The sequence below is a fragment of the Paenibacillus sp. FSL R5-0470 genome (assembly GCF_037975205.1).
Lineage (GTDB): Bacteria > Bacillota > Bacilli > Paenibacillales > Paenibacillaceae > Paenibacillus_AQ.
Genome location: NZ_CP150238.1, coordinates 1906751 through 1923256 on the forward strand (window position 1 = coordinate 1906751; position 16506 = coordinate 1923256).

The following is a 16506-nucleotide window of genomic DNA, read 5'->3' on the forward strand; positions in this document are numbered from 1 at the left end:
GAACACCTTTTGTATTGATCCTAACAAAAATGAGGATATCTTTGGCCATTGATATGGCTAAGGATATCCTCATTTTTGCTTCTATAGTTTAATATTCTGCCCAGTAGTTCCGCTTTAATTAAGTAGAGGTATCACTTAGGGATCTATACTAAACCCCGCTCAGGAGCTCCGCAGGATTCTCTTATGATGAGCTCTGGCTCGACGCTGAAAGAGCTCGTGCCTGATTGATTGTTTATTAGATCATACAGCATTAACGCGGCTAGACGACCGATCTTATCTTTATTTTGCTTAATCGTAGTCAAGAGTGGTGTTGTGTAATTGCAGGCTTCGATATCATCACAGCCAATAATCGCGACGGTTCCAGGAACAGCAATAGCAGATTCCTTTAGGGCACGCATAGCCCCAATAGCAAGCTGATCAGAAGCCGCGAATATCGCTCTGGGCAAGTTTCCATTCGAAATCATTCTACGCATGGTCTCATAACCGCTGGCTTCAAAGAAGTTGCTGCCGTTTAAGAACCAGTTTTCGTTGATCGGTAGTCCTAAATCTTCAAGTGCTTTGCGGAAACCACTTTCACGTATATTGGAGATTTCTGACTCAGAGGAGCTGCCGATATAACCAAGTTCTCGATAGCCTAATAAGTAAAAATGTTCGACCACCTTGGTAGACAACTTAAAATTATCAGACATGATATAACCCGAATTGTCGCCCGACAGCTTTAAATCTACGCCGATGCATGGGATAGAACTATTATCCAATTCGCTGATGGAGGTTTCTAGCTCTTGTCCGGTAATAAGTAGGCAGCCATCCACATTAAAATGCAGACAACGGGCAAGATAATCATTAGTATCGCCACTTTGAAATTTTTCGTTAGAGAAAAAGATCAGGTCATAACCTAACAGTCCCATTTGTTTTTTGAAGGAATTTAGAACTTCGATGAAAAAAGGGTGGGTAAAGTCAACGTTCAGCATTCCTGCAAAAATAACACCAATTAGATTCGATGATTTTGTAGCTAGTGTTTTTGCTGAATTGGAGGGAGTATATCCAGTTTCCTTTATAATTTGTTGTACCCTAGTCTTGGTGTCTTCCGAAATATCGCTGTAGTTATTTATGATTTTAGATACTGTCGAAACAGAAACTCCAGCTATTTTCGCTATGTCTTTAATGTTATAGGCCAACTTTAGTCCTCCTTATAATGCGAAATACTCCGTAATCTATGATAAAAGTATAGTTGAGTTAAACTTTTTATGGATTTCAAATATGAATTACGAAACGTTTTCGTAAATGATTTTATAATTATATAGGTAGATAGTCAATGGGATCTTTGGCGATCAAACACATAAATCCTTGATTTTAAAGGGTTTTGGAGGATTCTAGTTCAAAAATAGTTCAAAGATAGAGAATAAAAAAAGACTTTACAAAGATAAATAACGATGTAATAATAAAAACAACGAAACCGCTTTCTGTATTATAATCGCTAAAGTTTCGTAATTTCAGGAATTAAGATGGTGTTTCGTTAAGAGGTCATACAAATCATCTGGGGGGTAACAAAAATGGTAAAGAAGCTTTCTGCGGTATTGTTGAGCTCAGCGCTAGTGCTCTCATTAGCAGCATGTGGAAGCGGCAACAACACAAATGGTGAGGCTACTTCGGGCAACGGAACAAGCAAGCCCGCAAACGGTGAGAAAAAGGTTATTAAAATCTTGCACTGGAAACAAGAAAACATTAACAAGGTCATTACAGACATTAATAAGAAGTTTGAAGAGAAATATCCAGAATACAAGATTGAGTACACGACGACAGGTCCGGACGATGAATTTAAACAAGCACAAAGAGCAAGAATTACAGCTGGTGACGTAGACGTCCTTGCCGATTTGTCCGGTATGAGATTGTCTCCTAAAGATTGGACACCAGGTGCGAAAGTGCCAGACTGGCAACAATGGATTGATTCCGGTTTGATTGCTGATCTGAGCAACGAAGCTTTCGTTAAAAACTACAATGCGAATGATATTGCCAAAGCGGGTACTTACAACGATAAAGTGTATGCGATCCCAACCGGTAAAGTAGCAATGTCAGGTTTCTTCTATAATAAAGAAATTTTTGAACAAAACGGTTTGACTGTTCCAACAACATGGACAGAGTTCATCAGTGTTCTAGATACTTTGAAATCCAAGAGCATTGTACCAATCGTAGTGGCTGGTAAAGACGTATGGCCTTTGAAACTGCCAGTGTTCGGTTTGCAAGCTAAGATTCTAGGTGGCGGCGACCAACAAAAATGGATTGAAGGCGTTTGGAAAGGCACTTCGGCGTTCAACGATGCTGAGGCTGTAGAAGTATTGGATAAAATGAAGACCCTTCAAGATAACTACATCATCGATGGTTTCTTGGGTATTGACTATGCAACAGCACCTTCGTACTTCGCAACAGGTAAAGCAGCTATGATTGCTGACGGAACTTGGGATGCACCTACAATCGCTGCGGCAAATCCTGATGTGAAATTCGGATACTTCCCAATCCCAGCTACTGAAGATGCTGCTAAGAACGCTTCTCTTGTCGGCAAATACGATGTAACTTGGTATGCAGCAGAAAAAGGTCCGAACAAAGAAGGCGCATTGAAATGGTTGGAATTCTTCTCTGAACCAGAAAATTACACGGAATATGTTAAGGCTGCCGGATTCGTACCAACACAAGATAACATCGCAACTGGCAGTGACTTCATTGACAACGAACTTGCCCAATACATGGCAGAAGACTTTGAACTTGCTTATGAAATCATAATGATTAACCGCGACAATGTAGGCGAGCACATTGCTGCTGAAGGCGTTCACACTGAATACCTGGCACCAGGCGGCGAATTCAAATCCGCTAAAGAACTTGCAGATGTACAACAAAAAGAATGGGAAGCGGCAGCTCCTAAATAAGCTGTTATCCTAATAAACAGACATCTACAACATACTGTGCACCATCATGTACTACAACATCGGGGTCTGTTCGTACAGACCCCGATCATTTTATTGAATTAGGATTGGGTAGGTGAGAGAAATGTATCCGTTCGGAAAAGGTATAAAAAGATATTTACCGCTTCTGCTGCTTATGATTCCATTATCGTTGTACGTTATTTTTTATTTTGGACCCTCTATGATGACGGTCATTTATTCATTTACAGATATTACTAACGTTCCAGGAAGCAAATTGAATTTCGTAGGCCTTGACAATTATTACAGTGTTTTTAACTCCGGAAATTCAGGCGAACGATGGGATTCCATTATACGAACCGTTTATTTCATGGTCATTGTTACAATCGTACAAAACGGTGTCGGTCTCCTTATGGCCGTAGTGATTAATCAGAAGCTGAAAGGCGATTATTTTTATCGCGCAGTTTTCTTTTTGCCGGTTGTGCTCGGTGTATCGGTAGTTGCACTGGTATGGGGCTTGATGTTCGATCCGCTAAGTGGTCCCGTAAATCAACTGTATGATTCATTGTTCGGTTATAAAGATATGTTCTTTGGAAGCTTCACCCATGCGTTTGGTTATATAATATTCACGCAAATTTGGATGTATATGGGTTACTCCATGCTGATTTTCCTTGCAGGTCTTCAATCCGTTCCGAAAGATCTGTATGAAGCTGGATATATTGATGGAACCACGAAGTGGCAATCTTTTAAGAACATTACGTTCCCACTTATTGCTCCATCGTTCACCATTAATATTATTTTGTCCATTATCGGTGCGATGTCGACCTTTGATATTATTCTCGCAACTACGGACGGTCGCTTTAACACAAGAACGATGGCTTATGACGTGTATAAAGAGACGTTCCGTGGTTCTCTACAGATGGGACTTCCATCCGCGCTTTCTGTGGTGCAGTTCCTTATGATTCTGGTCTTCGTTGTATTTGCAGTTAAACAAATGCGTAAGAGAGAGGTGGAGTATTAATGAAAGATTCCAAAACCGCCAAAACTCTCTCCTATATTCTGATTGCAGTATTGCTTGTTTTGTATATCATGCCACTATTGTTTGTAATAAACATTTCATTCAAGTCTTTTTCGGACTATTTGCTAGACCCGATCGGACTTGTGAAAAGTATTCAATGGGATAATTACAAGGAAGCTTGGTTAAAAGGTAATTTCTCTAATTATTTCATTAACAGTTTGCTGTACACAGTTGTAGCAACAGTGCTAACACTAATCGTGTCGTTATTCGGAGCTTTCCCGGTGGCGAGAAATTATGTGAAGTGGAGCGGGTTTATTTATTTGTTCTTCTTGATGTCACAGTTCTTGCCTAACCCTATGGTTGCACAGTTCAAATTGATGCTTACCTTGAAACAAGAGCTTGGATTTGTGGGCTATGATACGAAGCTGGGTTATATTCTCCTGAAAACAGGAGGAACAGGGATCGTCTTCATGATGTTCGTAGGTTATATTAAAGGGATCAGCCGTGAGATGGACGAAGCTGCAGGTATGGATGGTGCTGGGTATATGCGGTATTTATTCCAGATCATTATGCCACTGATGAAACCTGTTATCGCAACAGGTGTTATCCTGACGGCGATTACCATTTGGAATGACTTTGTAGGTCCAATCATGTATTTGCCAAGTCCGGAACATTATCCAATTACCTTCGGGCTTAAAGAATTCCGCGGTCAATACGGAAACAACTGGCCTATGTTGGCGTGCGGTATCATGATCGTATCTGCACCACTTATCGTCCTGTACACCTTCATTCAAAAGTATATCGTTGACGGTGCATTGGCAGGTGCGGTTAAAGCTTAAGTAGATGTGTAAATGAGAGGATGGGGACAATGGACCGCAAAAAAATTCAAGGCTTTGAATTCACCGGAAAGGATGGGGAGTTCAAGCTTCAGCAACCGGATCATAGTAGTTTCTTATACTTCCCTCTAGTAAATGAGGGGGGGATGATGTCGACTGTAACCCCGAAGCTTCATGGTCAGGCGACAACAGGTCATAATACATTTTTAACACCGCCATTATCTGTTGAAGATTTGCATAATTCACGCGCCTCACGTAATTTCTGGGTTTACGTCGAAGGCAAAGGTGCTTGGTCTGCAGCTGGAAACTCTGCTAAGCAAAATGCAGCGTTCTACACCCCATCTGCTGATGATGCAGTACTTGAGGCTGGATTCCTATGGCATCGTGTGACTCGCAGCAACTCTGAGATGGGTGTCAAAGCTGAGATTACCAGCTTCGTACCTAGCGGTAACGACAAGGTAGAACTTATGAAAGTTACGTTGACGAATACGGGAACAGATGAGCTTACTCTTACACCAACGGCTGTAGTTCCCTTGTATGCCCGTTCCGCAGATGATCTGCGCGATCACAGACATGTAACCTCCCTGCTGAACCGGATTTACACCTCAGCATATGGTGTTGAGGTTCAACCTGCACTATCTTTCGATGAGCGTGGTCATCGCATTAATCACACTTCTTACGGTGTATTTGGTGCAGAAGGTGATGGTAGACAGCCTGATGGTTTCTTCCCGATTCAAGAAGAATTTATCGGTGAAGGTGGAAGTCTTGACTGGCCAGAAGCTGTTATTCTGAATGCTACGCCAGAGATTGGTAAAGGTGGGGGCGTGGATAGAGAGGGTTATGAAGCCGTTGGTGGTCTTCGTTTTGCTTCAATTACCTTGTCTTCTGGTGCAAGCCATTCTTATGTCGTAGTTATGGCAATTGATAGTGATAGAATTAACGTTGAAGCGTTGATGAGTAAATATGGTACATCTGAAGCTTTTGATCATCTGCTAGAGGATACTAAAGCGTTCTGGGCAGACAAAGTGAATATGGTTGAATTTCATACCGGCGACTCGGATGCAGATCAATGGATGAAATGGGTAACCATCCAACCGGTCCTTAGAAGACTGTATGGTAACTCCTTCTTACCGTATCATGATTATGGAAGAGGCGGACGTGGCTGGCGAGATCTTTGGCAAGACTGTCTGGCACTGCTCATTATGGAGCCTGCCGAAGTTCGTAGCCTACTCTTCAACAATTACGCTGGTGTGAGAATTGATGGCAGTAACGCAACCATTATCGGTCAACAGCCAGGTGAATTTATCGCTGACCGTAACAATATCCCTCGTGTATGGATGGATCATGGGGCATGGCCATTTTTAACAACGATGCTCTATCTGGATCAGAGTGGTGATCTTGATTTCTTGTTGCAAGAACAGACTTATTTCCGGGATACGTTTATGAGTCGTTGTAAGGAACGTGATTCTTCATGGAATACCTCTGTAGGCAGTGATCTTAGAACAGTTTCTGGGGAAATCTACAAAGGTACAATTCTGGAACATATTTTGCTGCAAAATCTAGTTCCGTTCTTTAATGTAGGAGAACATAATAATATCCTGCTCGAAGGCGCGGACTGGAATGATGGCCTCGATATGGGGGCGGATCGCGGAGAGAGTGTAGCATTTACATCTTTCTATGCTAGCAATCTATTGGATATTTCCCGGGTGCTGCGTAACCTTAAGACTTCTAAAGGTCAGGAAACTGTTGAATTAGCCGAAGAAATGCAGCTACTGCTGGATACCCTTAACGAGTCTGTGGATTATGGTTCTGTATCAGGTAAGCATGAGAGATTGGATCGATATTATGCTGCCGCACCAAATAAGGTGAGTGGAGTTCGTGTATCTCTCGATATTGATAAAGTAGCTGATGATCTGGAGCAAAAAGCGGAATGGTTATTTAACCATTTGCGTAGCAACGAGTGGGTACAGAGTGAGAATGGCGATGGCTGGTTTAATGGTTATTATAATAACGATGGTGAACAGGTAGAGGGTGAATTTTCTGAAGGCGTTCGTATGACGCTTACGGGTCAAGTGTTCCCGCTTATGGGTCATGCAGCGGCTCCGGAGCAAATTCCACACATTATAGCAGCTGTAGATCGTAATCTGTTTGATGACAAGATAGGATACAGGCTTAACTCCCGTTTCGGTGGGATTCAGCAAAATCTGGGTCGTGCTTTTGGCTTTGCTTTTGGCCACAAAGAAAATGGGGCCATGTTCAGTCACATGACCATCATGTATGGAAATGCATTGTACAAACGTGGTTATGTAAAAGAAGGTCATAAGGTCCTTGAGTCTCTTTACAGCTTAAGTACGGATTTCGAAAAAGCTCGCATCTACCCAGGTATTCCTGAATATATTAACGAGCAAGGCAGAGGGATGTACACGTATCTAACAGGCTCCGCAAGCTGGCTCTTGCTAACCATGGTCACTGAAGTATTTGGTGTGAAGGGCAAGCTGGGAGATCTATTGCTAGAACCTAAATTAGTAAAAGAACAATTTGATTCCGAGGGTAAAGCATCAATTAAGACGATCTTTGCAGATCGTGAGTTTGAAGTGGTCTATAAAGCCGCTGGAAGCTTTAACTACGGAGAGTACCAAATACACTCCGTTACGTTGAGCGGCAGCGAGGTGGCGCTGCAGCGCGGCTCAGGAAGTGCTATTATTCCACGTGAGGAGCTACTTGCTCTGCAGACAGAGAAGCTTCACATGATTGAAGTGACTCTGGCGTAATCTTAACTGAATTTTTTATAAACGTCTGCACCGTTATGAATAGCGGCTGCAGACGTTTTTTTGAAAATTATAAAAACTAAGGTTCTTCATAAATGATATAATGGGGCTAATTTACTTATTTGTTGAATGATTGAAAGGAGTTTGTGAAGGATGGGTTACAGGCTGTCAAATGGCGTATTATCTGTGGATATCGCTGATATTGGAGAAGATTATAAAGGGACTCGTTTTGACTGGACGGGGTTTATCACACAGGTTACGTTAGAAAAGGGTAACCATACGTTTTGTGTGCCAGAGAGCTTGAAGGAAGGCGAAGGTACTGGCGGAAGTGGACTATGCAACGAGTTTGGCATTTCCCGGGCAATTGGGTATGATGAAGCGCCGATCGGAGGCTGGTTTCCTAAGCCTGGTATCGGATTGTTACAAAAGCTGGATTCGCAGAGCTATAGCTTTCATAATAAATATCCACTAACCCCCTTTGCTGTTGATATGGAGGTTAGGGATGATTCGATTACATATACTGTCCAGCCGATGGAAAGTAATGGATACGCGATGCTTTTGACCAAAACGATCTCTATAAAGGACGACCAATTGAAAATTGCATATGAATTGCATAACAAAGGGGATAAGCCAATCCAAACCGAGGAATACATCCACAATTTCGTAGGAATTGATGGTTTGAATATAGGTTCGGATTTTGAGTTGCGCCTCTCGAATGGGCTCAAAGTAGTAGAACCAGAATCTCAATACACGAATAATTTGCTAGAGGTATCTGGTAATACCCTTACTTGGTCAGAAGAGCCGGATCGGTCATTTTACTGCAAGCTGAGTGGCTGGGGAGGACCAGAGGCTGAGTTCAATTGGGAGTTGGTTCATAAGCCTAGTGGAACAGGAGTACGCGAGAGCGGAGATTTCCCAGTAGCACGAATGGCGCTATGGGGAGAACGCCATGTGGTCTCACCTGAAGTTTTTGTGAACATTAGTCTTTTACCGCATGAAAGCAAGTCTTGGAGCCGAACTTATCATTTTTTTACGTCATGATAAGCAGTAATCAAAGCTTTTATGTGAATAATTATACTTGCTGGTGTGTGAGATTATTGCTATCATAAGCGATATCCATATTGATAGGAGAGAAAGGGTGGGGAGTAGTTTTGAATAAGAGAGCATACAATTTTAATGCCGGACCGGCAGCATTGCCGCTTACGGTACTGGAACGCGCACAAGCGGAGTTTGTTGATTTCCGAGAAAGTGGAATGTCTATCATGGAGATGTCGCACCGTGGAGCAATCTACGAATCCGTGCATAATGAAGCGCAGGAACGTCTGCTTTCGCTCCTCGGCAATCCGAAGGGCTATAAGGTATTGTTCGTACAAGGTGGAGCAAGCACACAGTTTGCTATGATCCCTATGAACCTGATTTCCGAAGGCCAAGTAGGTAGCTATGTTATGACAGGTAGCTGGGCAGATAAGGCTTATAAAGAAGCTAAATTGGTAGGGGGCGCTCATGTTGCTGCTTCTTCCGAAGACAAGAAATTTTTAGCTATACCTGAATTGAGTTCGATTAAAGCTGCGGAAAATGCTGCCTACCTTCACGTTACTTCCAATGAGACCATTGAAGGAACGCAATATGCAGAATATCCGGATGCTGGCTCGATTCCGCTCATCGCAGATATGTCCAGTGATATCCTTTGCCGGCCTATCGATGTCAACCAATTCGGAATGATCTATGCTGGAGCACAAAAGAACCTTGGTCCTTCCGGTGTGACTGTAGTTATTGCTAAAGAGGAATTGCTCGCAGAATCACCTTCTAACATTCCAACTATCATGCGTTACAGCACTCATTACAAAAATAACTCTCTTTACAATACACCTCCATCTTTCTCTGTATATATGGTTAACGAAGTATTAAAATGGATTGAGGAGCAAGGTGGTCTTGCTGGTATCCATTCCAAGAACCTTGAAAAAGCGGGTCTATTATATGATCACATCGATGGAAGTGACGGCTTCTACAGTGGCGTTGCTGAGAAGAGCAGTCGCTCTATTATGAACGTTACCTTCCGGATGCAATCGGAAGAACTCGAAAAACGGTTTGTTAAAGCTGCTGAACTGGAAGGTTTTGTCGGCTTAAAGGGACATCGTAGTGTGGGTGGCTTGCGCGCTTCTATTTACAATGCAGTTCCTTACGAAAGTGTTAAAGCACTTTCTGATTTCATGAACCATTTCCGGCAAACTCAAGGTTAATGAACTCTATCGTAAACCTTCCGCCTATGGGTGGAAGGTTTTCAGTTTGTTTGGAGAAGCTATGGTTATGCACTAGAGTAAAACATCTGGCTATTAAGCCTTTAGAGAGGAAGGAACCATATAATGGCACTCCATATCGTATTAGTTGAGCCGGAAATACCGGCCAATACTGGAAACATTGCGCGTACCTGCGCAGCAACAGGCACTCATCTTCACCTGGTTCGCCCGCTCGGATTCCGTACAGACGATGCTACATTGAAAAGAGCAGGATTGGATTACTGGCACGCTGTTAACATTGAATACCACGACTCTTTTGCTGAGGTACTTGAGAAGTACAGTGAGGGACGTTTCTTTTACGCAACGACGAAAGCGGAGAAGAGATATAGCGATTTTGATTTTCAAGATGGAGACTTCTTTGTCTTTGGTAAAGAAACGAAGGGGCTTTCTGCTGAAATTCTGGAAGCGGGTAAAGAAACAAAAATGCGCATGCCAATGAGTGATGCCGTGAGATCGCTGAATTTATCGAATTCTGCAGCTATTATTGTATATGAAGCCCTTCGACAGCTGGATTTTCCTAATCTTGTTTAGAAAAAAGACATTTTTTTTGTTTTTTTTCAGCAGGATTCGACATTTTAATAACGAAATATAATGAATGAGCCGAAATATATAGTAGCTACAAATTATTAGTTGAACAGGAGAGGTGTACGTTAGATATGAAACCTGCTGGTGTAGTTCGCAAAGTGGATCAGCTGGGTAGAATTGTTCTGCCTAAGTCCCTGCGTAAAAGGTATCAGATGAATGAAGGCGACCCGGTTGAAATTTTAGTACAGGGTGACCATATCATCTTGGAGCGTTACCGTCCAAAATGTGTTTTCTGCGGATCAATGGAAGGTGTGAGTGAATATAAAGATCGTTATATTTGCGCTGCATGCCTATCAGAAATGACGCAATTGCCAAGACACGCCTAGGAAGTACATATTTACACATTTAGAATTCTGACAGCCAATAGTTTTCTAAATAAAGAAACTGTCCCATTCGTAGATTTCTCTACTTATGTGGCAGTTTTTTTGTTTCAGGCTTATAAAAAATGCCTCAGAGCCAAGTGGCTGCTGAGACATTTCTTGCTTATAGACCTTTTGTTTTGTCGTCGTTGTAAGATGAGGTAAGGATGCCGACCATAAATAACACAAATACGATAGTTACGATCCAAAAGGTTAATGAGAACGACATACTGGCACCTCCATTAGCAAATGTATTCGTTATCAAGATTATACCCTGCAAATCAATAAAAATAAACGCAAATGTGATATGTTGCATAGACATTTTACTATAATCATTTAAAAAACAGGAAATTTGTTGGTACAGCTCTAAGATTTCCGTCTGATGGCTTGTTGACTACTCTTCCATTGAAGATGAGTGATGACGATCCTCCACCATCCAGATTATAAGCATCCATGACACCCATGTTGTATAGCTTGTTCTGAATTTCCTCTAGCCGAGCACCAGAGCTGCCAAGCTCATTATAGCCATCCGCTACAAAGATGAGAAGCTGATCATCCTTATAATTACCGATTACTGTACGTGGCGCCCGATTGGGGGATGTTTTCCACTTTTCCGGGATCGGTACTTTGACGTTGTTCTTAAGTAGAACAGGCACAAAGGTTGCACCAAATACGGGTTCGAGTTGATCTAGCTGTGCGCGACTGTAAAATTTCCCGCCGATTAACTGTCCGGACTTGTTCAGACCTACGAAGCTGAGATCCTTGAATGTCGGCTCGAAACCATTGAGATACTTTCCATCAACCACAGTAGTGCTTAAGGGATAGCGTTTTCCGGCTTTATCCGCAAAACCTCCAGCATTAATACCTGCAATAGCACCATGACTTTGTACAGCGTGCATAGTGGTTTCTGCGCCACCAGTAGCTTCCTTCGCAAGACTCATCTGCATCGCAGTTGGATCCTTCAATTTGATCTTCAAAGCATAGGCCTTATAGTTACCTGGATTCAGCTTATACAGCTCGATTCTAATCCGGTCGCTAGTAAGGACCTCCGAAGGTATTCCAAGCTTGGCAGATATCCGGCGGTTATAGATAAGCTCAGGACGGCTCGCTTGAGACTTCGCTGTCTCGACTAACTTATTCATAGCAGTAGTGGTTCCTTTATATAGCTTAGCGCTAGCGCTGACTGCATCTATGGTGTAGGATGCAGTGCCTTCGGCTAAGATTAAATCCTTTTTTAGGACAGCTGTTTCATTCAGAGGCCCTGAGATAGGTGCGAATTGTCCTACATCAAGATCCAGCTCGAGCGGAGGTCGATACCACCACATACATATCAGTAAACCTAAAAAAGGTGCGGTCAGAAGCATAAAGAAACGGTTCACTCTCTTGACTGGCGTCATCATTTGATCAGATCCATTTCTTTCTTCAAAGCTTCTAACTGTTTGCTAACTTCGCTCAATTGCGTATATAGCTTATTACTATTGTCTGTCTTGGCACTTGCATTATCTTTAGTGAAGGTTAATAGTTCGTTAAAACTTTGCACTGTATTCTGCAATTCCTTCACTTCTTCAGTGAGAACGGCAATTTTCGACTCATAGTCCGTCTTCAGAATGGTAAGCTGCTGCTGGCTCTGATTGCTAAGTTCGCTCAGCACTTGCTGCTTCAAATGGTTTGTGTAGCTGTATACAGCATATACACCGATTCCAATCATCACGATCCAGAACAGTAAAAACCATTTTACGGAAGGGCCGCTTCTCACAGCAGCACGGCGCGAGTGTACCGGGGACGTTTCCGCTAGCGGTTGCATTTGATCACCTCGGGTTGGTCTTTTTTTCAAGTCCCCATTCTATCAGACTTTGACTAGTTTCGCAAAAATGTAAGAGAGTGTGAAAACTAGAAAAAGTAATTGCATCCTATTAAACTACTGCGATACAATTTCTATAGATTGGAATTTCTGATAGACGTACTCAAGGTAACCAGCGAGAGAATAAACGAACAAGTCATCATACTTCCTTGCTTGCGTTTAAACCGGAAACGCTGCGGCGCTTTCCTTTCTGGATGATTATATAAAGCAGGGGGTCTGGGCATTAATGATGAAGGTTTGGCAGGTGGTTATTGTGGGGTGTCATCCTACAAGTATGCTGGGGACAAAATTGATTTTGGAAGAGGGAGGAGAGCTTAAAGTTCTAGGAATGTATTCAACTTGGGACGAAGGCGCTTCCATCGTAAGGGAAAAGAATCCCGAGCTAGTGCTGGCAGATTATCATATGCCTGAAGGTAATATTGAGAGTGTGCTGTTAAATATGAAAAAAAGCTCACCAAACTCACATTTTGTCGTGATGACGGATGAGGATGGCAGGGATCTGCTACAGCCCCTCATAGAGCTGGGAGCCAGCGGGATATTCTCGAAAGGAGCTTCTCCTCATCAGCTTTTACAGCTGATCCTGGGTTTACGTGTGGGTTTTCTTTCAATGCCGCTAGAATGGATAGAAAAAGGATCCTGGCCGATTTCGACTTCTAAAGGACTGGATGATGTTCTTCAATTGACGCAGACAGAGATGTTTATTATGGAGCGAATCGTTCAGGGGATTACTTATGATAAAATAGCGCTTGAAATTGCAGTAAGTCGTCGTTCGATTGACAATTACTTGCGCAAAATTTATGTGAAGCTTGATGTTTCGACGCGAGCGCAGGCCATTGAGAAATTTGCTCTCTTTTCAAGACAAAACAGGCAAATCTACGCATAACCCAAGCTATACGACATAATGACGGGAAAGGCGGAATATTCTTGAAATAGAAGAAAGCATATCACGTTAAATGGATAATCGTCCTCGAAAGAGGATAACTTAGCCATTTCTACTTGGTACTAGGGAAGGGGGATTTCGCATGCTTTACCAATTTTCTGCTCGCGCGCACACACTGCTATCGTCACCGCTTCTAAGTATTCGCACCCAAACACGGAGAAGCTCCATGATATCGCTTGCTGAAGAATTACCAGCGGAAGAACTGTTCCCATTATCGCTGCTTGCCGAAGCAGCCTCTACGGTGATATCTGCAGATGCAGGAGCACTTCAATATGGTGATCCTGCAGGGTATGGTCCACTTCGGGAGTGGCTTGCCGGGGATTGGCTCAGAGAAAAAGGGGTAACTGTTACTGAGGGTGGAGTTCTGCTAACAACGGGGAGCCAGCAAGCGATTGATTTGTTGTCGCGGGTGTATATTGATCCGGGAGATCGTGTATTAGTAGAAAATCCGACATCTCCAGGATTCTTGCAAACTCTTCGGATGCAGGGTGCCATCATTATTCCTGTAGAGGGTGATTTGGACGGGCTTCATCCAGATCATTTGCGGAGGCAAATTGAACTGCATAAGCCTAAGATGCTGTTCGCAACACCAAGCTTTACGAATCCAAGTGGCATCCTATGGAGCTTAGAGAGACGGCGTGAGGTGTTGGATCTTTGCATCGCGTATAACATCCTGATTGTAGAAGATGATTCTTATGGTGATTTACATTTCCAGAAGTATGGTGAACATTGGGCCACAAGATATCCATCCTTGTATGCGCTGGAAAATATAAGTGATGGCGGACACGTATTATATATCGGTTCGTTCAGCAAGACCGTTGCGCCCGCGCTGCGGACGGGCTGGGCTGCAGGTAGCCGGGAAGTGATCGGGATGATGGCTGCTGCCAAGCAGATGGCAGACTGGCAATCGAGCGCATTAAATCAGCGGCTCTTGCATCATTTATTGGATGTGACCGCTTTTGATCTTCGTGAGCATATTGCGCAGCTGAACCGAGAATATAACACCCGACTGAAGTTAATGGTTGAACTGCTAAAACGTCCAGCTTGGAAAGGAAGCTCCTACGACCTGCCGTCAGGAGGTATGTTTCTATGGGTATCTCCACCGGAGGGAATGGATGTTATGGCACTGCTAAAATGTGCGCTAGGTAAGGGAGTGGCATTTTTGCCAGGACCGTTATGTAGCGTAGATGGAAGCGGAAATCACATTCGTCTTAACTTCAGCCATCCCGGCCGGGATGAGCTGCTACTTGGTATGAATCTGATGAGCGAGGCGGTTAAGGAGTTCACGGCTCGGAGTTAGGTGGCTGATCAAGGAATCTGATGGATCGGACGTATAAAAGTAACGAACAGGTTAATGAGCGGTCATATGCGCAGGTAGATGTGTGGGCAGATGAACTGGCAGAATAATGTATGACACACCCTGGAAGTCATAAGGGACAGAGAGGTGCATTAGGCAAGGAGTAGAGTGCGAGGGAGGTCATTATAGGGGATTTCTCCCTATAACTGGCTGATTTATATTCTGGAATGGAGATTATAGGGAATCTCTCCCTATAAATTTCAGAAAAAGCCCTTTTTGTGGAGTAATCTATGCATTTATAGGGAGGAATTCCCTATATATCGGATTTTAGTGCATATATTGAGTAATTATAGGGATGATTTCCCTTTAATTTAACTTATCAGCTTGAGACTAATACTTCGAAGGTTAGTTCTGTTTCTATGGCTTAACGGATTGGAACACAAAAAGCATCCCATCAACGGGATGCTTTTTGGCGTTACCTGAACATCGTTACGTGTGCATTAGAATAATAAGTTTAAAGTCCGAGTGAAAGATCAAAAGCAGAGAAAAAGATAAAGGCTCCAGCAAAAATTTGAAATTGAAAGAATTTTTTGTTTAGTATAGGCAAGCTAATTACTGTGATGATTGCTGTCATGGGGTACGCCGCCAGTTATAGCGGCGTATTCTACTAGCGCGGCCTGACCGGCTGGGGTCAGTGTATAGCGCCCACGGCTGACACGGTGGAACCAGCCGTAGTAGTTGTGCTGCAGCATAGCGGCGGCGTTCGGTACGCCGCTACGCTTCCGCAGCTCGGCCGGAGAGATCCCGGCCGAGCGGGCGCTTGAGGCAGCGCTAGGGGCACCGCTTCGCGTGCCAGCCGCCGCTGCCTCCCGTGCTGCCGTGTCCCCGGCAGCACGCCCCTCCGGCGCTGCGCTCAGCGCCGGAGCCTGTGCAGCGGTGCTCGCCGCTGCACGTTTGCCCGCTGCGAGCGAAGCCTTCGCAGCGGCCTTCTCGGCAGCGACGGCGGCTTCCGCCTCCGCTGCCTGCAGAGAAAGCGCGACACGCAGCGCTTTCTCACGGTAGGCCGTCACGAGCTTGACGCGCGTGCTGCCGCCGGTGTTGTAGTCTCCGCTGCGCTCGCGGAACTCATAGAGCAGGCGCTCGCGCCGCCGCTTGTTGCTGCGCTGCGCAGGTGGCGTCTCGTCCGGCTCGACGAGCACCTCGACCAGCGGGGCCTTGGTCTTATAAAAAACAACGGTGATCAGCCCGAGACCAAGGCGGCGGCACAGTCCGCTAAGCTCGCCCCAGCGCTGGTTTACCGCCCCTTTTTTATCACGGACACGTTCTACTGCGAGATAGACCGTAGGACTGAGCTTTAGCCGTTCCACGCCTTGCAGGAGCAAGGCGAGGTTGAACGATTTTTTCATCTCTACGATTAGAGGGTGCTCTAAATCCTCACGAATACCCACCAAATCACAAGTCCGAACCTCACCCTTGATGCTGTATCCTTGCTTTTCAAAAAAAACCTTCAAAGGAGCATACAGCTCCGTTTCATGTCGTACCGCCATAGTGTCACTCCCGTAGCTCTTTTTTTCGGGTTCTCATTAAGGTTTTACTGCGATTTTATGATTCTCTATTATAGCACAGCAAA

14 protein-coding genes are annotated in these 16506 nt (G+C 44.0%); 10 read left to right on the forward strand and 4 right to left on the reverse strand.

Going from position 1 to position 16506, the window contains the following annotated elements:
- Positions 1–143: 143 nt before the first annotated feature.
- Positions 144–1178, reverse strand: coding sequence for a LacI family DNA-binding transcriptional regulator (locus tag MKY99_RS08255; protein WP_042186234.1), 1035 nt, complete (start codon positions 1176–1178; stop codon positions 144–146).
- A 375-nt stretch (positions 1179–1553) separates the two neighbouring features.
- On the opposite strand from MKY99_RS08255, the gene MKY99_RS08260 reads away from it, so the two are divergent.
- The 8 genes from MKY99_RS08260 to MKY99_RS08295 all read left to right on the forward strand — a co-directional run bounded on the left by MKY99_RS08260 (position 1554) and on the right by MKY99_RS08295 (position 10745).
- Positions 1554–2921, forward strand: a complete 1368-nt coding sequence (locus MKY99_RS08260; RefSeq protein ID WP_339269829.1) for an extracellular solute-binding protein — start codon at positions 1554–1556, stop codon at positions 2919–2921.
- A gap of 121 nt (positions 2922–3042) precedes the next feature.
- On the forward strand, positions 3043–3936 hold the full coding sequence (locus MKY99_RS08265) for a sugar ABC transporter permease (RefSeq protein WP_042186236.1): 894 nt from the start codon (positions 3043–3045) through the stop codon (positions 3934–3936).
- A complete protein-coding gene (locus MKY99_RS08270; RefSeq protein WP_042186238.1) occupies positions 3936–4772 on the forward strand; it encodes a carbohydrate ABC transporter permease in 837 nt (278 codons plus the stop codon). The genes MKY99_RS08265 and MKY99_RS08270 overlap by 1 nt, the downstream gene beginning before the upstream one ends.
- Before the next feature lie 29 nt (positions 4773–4801).
- Positions 4802–7540, forward strand: a complete 2739-nt coding sequence (locus MKY99_RS08275) for a cellobiose phosphorylase (protein ID WP_339269831.1) — start codon at positions 4802–4804, stop codon at positions 7538–7540.
- A 150-nt stretch (positions 7541–7690) separates the two neighbouring features.
- A complete protein-coding gene (locus MKY99_RS08280; protein WP_339269832.1) occupies positions 7691–8578 on the forward strand; it encodes a hypothetical protein in 888 nt (295 codons plus the stop codon).
- A 110-nt stretch (positions 8579–8688) separates the two neighbouring features.
- Positions 8689–9777 carry a 3-phosphoserine/phosphohydroxythreonine transaminase gene (gene serC, locus MKY99_RS08285; RefSeq protein ID WP_042186243.1) on the forward strand — a complete coding sequence of 363 codons (1089 nt, stop codon included), beginning with the start codon at positions 8689–8691 and terminating at the stop codon, positions 9775–9777.
- 123 nt (positions 9778–9900) lie between these two features.
- The gene (trmL, locus tag MKY99_RS08290) at positions 9901–10365 is read left to right on the forward strand and encodes a tRNA (uridine(34)/cytosine(34)/5-carboxymethylaminomethyluridine(34)-2'-O)-methyltransferase TrmL (protein ID WP_042125678.1); all 465 of its coding nucleotides are present in this window, start codon (positions 9901–9903) and stop codon (positions 10363–10365) included.
- A 125-nt stretch (positions 10366–10490) separates the two neighbouring features.
- Entirely contained in the window at positions 10491–10745 is a 255-nt protein-coding gene (locus MKY99_RS08295; RefSeq protein ID WP_039871533.1) for an AbrB/MazE/SpoVT family DNA-binding domain-containing protein, read from the forward strand.
- Between the two features lie 365 nt (positions 10746–11110).
- Here MKY99_RS08295 and MKY99_RS08300 read toward each other — a convergent pair whose 3' ends face one another.
- Together MKY99_RS08300 and MKY99_RS08305 are read right to left on the reverse strand one after the other, a co-directional pair.
- Positions 11111–12178, reverse strand: coding sequence for a phosphodiester glycosidase family protein (locus MKY99_RS08300; protein WP_339269835.1), 1068 nt, complete (start codon positions 12176–12178; stop codon positions 11111–11113).
- Positions 12175–12582 carry a hypothetical protein gene (locus tag MKY99_RS08305; RefSeq protein ID WP_339269837.1) on the reverse strand — a complete coding sequence of 136 codons (408 nt, stop codon included), beginning with the start codon at positions 12580–12582 and terminating at the stop codon, positions 12175–12177. The genes MKY99_RS08300 and MKY99_RS08305 overlap by 4 nt, the downstream gene beginning before the upstream one ends.
- Positions 12583–12865: 283 nt before the next feature.
- On the opposite strand from MKY99_RS08305, the gene MKY99_RS08310 reads away from it, so the two are divergent.
- Together MKY99_RS08310 and MKY99_RS08315 are read left to right on the forward strand one after the other, a co-directional pair.
- Positions 12866–13522, forward strand: coding sequence for a response regulator transcription factor (locus tag MKY99_RS08310; protein WP_042186245.1), 657 nt, complete (start codon positions 12866–12868; stop codon positions 13520–13522).
- A 139-nt stretch (positions 13523–13661) separates the two neighbouring features.
- Positions 13662–14879, forward strand: a complete 1218-nt coding sequence (locus MKY99_RS08315; RefSeq protein WP_042186247.1) for a PLP-dependent aminotransferase family protein — start codon at positions 13662–13664, stop codon at positions 14877–14879.
- A gap of 605 nt (positions 14880–15484) precedes the next feature.
- Here the strand turns inward: MKY99_RS08315 and MKY99_RS08320 are convergent.
- Positions 15485–16423 carry a DUF2161 family putative PD-(D/E)XK-type phosphodiesterase gene (locus MKY99_RS08320; RefSeq protein WP_339269839.1) on the reverse strand — a complete coding sequence of 313 codons (939 nt, stop codon included), beginning with the start codon at positions 16421–16423 and terminating at the stop codon, positions 15485–15487.
- Positions 16424–16506: the final 83 nt, after the last annotated feature.

Bases quoted from the DNA above. Each gene is read 5' to 3' on its own strand.
- MKY99_RS08275 (WP_339269831.1), top strand. From the start codon at position 4,802: ATGGACCGCAAAAAAATTCAAGGCTTTGAATTCACCGGAAAGGATGGG.
- trmL (WP_042125678.1), top strand. From the start codon at position 9,901: ATGGCACTCCATATCGTATTAGTTGAGCCGGAAATACCGGCCAATACT.
- MKY99_RS08280 (WP_339269832.1), top strand. From the start codon at position 7,691: ATGGGTTACAGGCTGTCAAATGGCGTATTATCTGTGGATATCGCTGAT.
- MKY99_RS08270 (WP_042186238.1), top strand. From the start codon at position 3,936: ATGAAAGATTCCAAAACCGCCAAAACTCTCTCCTATATTCTGATTGCA.
- MKY99_RS08320 (WP_339269839.1), bottom strand. From the start codon at position 16,423: ATGGCGGTACGACATGAAACGGAGCTGTATGCTCCTTTGAAGGTTTTT.
- MKY99_RS08295 (WP_039871533.1), top strand. From the start codon at position 10,491: ATGAAACCTGCTGGTGTAGTTCGCAAAGTGGATCAGCTGGGTAGAATT.
- MKY99_RS08305 (WP_339269837.1), bottom strand. From the start codon at position 12,582: ATGCAACCGCTAGCGGAAACGTCCCCGGTACACTCGCGCCGTGCTGCT.
- MKY99_RS08315 (WP_042186247.1), top strand. From the start codon at position 13,662: ATGCTTTACCAATTTTCTGCTCGCGCGCACACACTGCTATCGTCACCG.
- MKY99_RS08310 (WP_042186245.1), top strand. From the start codon at position 12,866: ATGATGAAGGTTTGGCAGGTGGTTATTGTGGGGTGTCATCCTACAAGT.
- MKY99_RS08300 (WP_339269835.1), bottom strand. From the start codon at position 12,178: ATGATGACGCCAGTCAAGAGAGTGAACCGTTTCTTTATGCTTCTGACC.
- MKY99_RS08260 (WP_339269829.1), top strand. From the start codon at position 1,554: ATGGTAAAGAAGCTTTCTGCGGTATTGTTGAGCTCAGCGCTAGTGCTC.
- MKY99_RS08265 (WP_042186236.1), top strand. From the start codon at position 3,043: ATGTATCCGTTCGGAAAAGGTATAAAAAGATATTTACCGCTTCTGCTG.